The organism is Seonamhaeicola marinus (assembly GCF_008085455.1).
This window is the reverse complement of sequence record NZ_VSDQ01000598.1, coordinates 1-300: the sequence shown is the minus strand read 5'-3', so window position 1 is coordinate 300 and position 300 is coordinate 1. Positions and strand designations below refer to the sequence as shown.

Sequence of the window (300 nt, the reverse complement as noted above, 5' to 3'; positions counted from 1 at the left end):
GATAACACAGGAGCTAAAGAAGTTTTAGTAATTCGTGTTTTAGGAGGTACAAAAAGAAGATATGCTTCTGTTGGAGACAAAATAGTTGTATCTGTAAAAGATGCTACACCTAACGGAAACGTTAAGAAAAAAGCAGTTTCTACAGCAGTAGTTGTTCGTACCGTAAAGGAAGTAAGAAGACCAGACGGATCTTATATTAGATTTGACGATAACGCTTGCGTTTTATTAAACCCACAAGGTGAAATGAGAGGTACACGTGTATTTGGTCCTGTTGCAAGAGAACTTCGTGATAAGCAATTC

Annotated in this window: 1 protein-coding gene; it reads left to right on the top strand. The window is 37.3% G+C overall.

The window, feature by feature from the left end; genetic code table 11:
- Positions 1-300: 50S ribosomal protein L14 (gene rplN / locus FUA24_RS10720; RefSeq protein WP_148542185.1), on the top strand; the 300-nt coding region annotated here is incomplete at both ends.